Consider the following 367-nt stretch of genomic DNA (forward strand, 5'->3'; position numbering starts at 1 on the left):
CCCGTTTAGGTGGCTTTTTTCTCTATATCAATCCCAGCTCAACGCCCCACCCGTCTGATACTCAATAACCCGAGTCTCAAAGAAATTTTTCTCCTTCTTCAAGTCCATAATCTCGCTCATCCAAGGGAACGGGTTAGTCGTCCCCGGATACTCTTCCTTCAACCCAATCTGCGACAAACGACGGTTCGCGATGAACTTGAGGTAATCCTCCATCATCGCCGCATTCATCCCCAACACCCCACGCGGCATGGTATCCCGCGCGTACTCAATCTCCAGCTGCGTCCCTTGCAGGATCATCTGGGTCGCTTCTTCTTTCATCTCGGCATCCCACAAATGCGGGTTTTCGATTTTGATCTGGTTGATCACA

The 367-nt window shown here is 50.7% G+C and carries 1 protein-coding gene; it reads right to left on the minus strand.

Features of this window, described 5'->3' with window-relative positions; translation table 11 throughout:
- Positions 1–27: 27 nt before the first annotated feature.
- The coding region (locus FW764_RS28125; protein ID WP_032873688.1) for a ribonucleotide-diphosphate reductase subunit beta at positions 28–367 on the minus strand (340 nt) is incomplete at its 5' end.

The organism is Pseudomonas sp. 1152_12 (assembly GCF_052850675.1).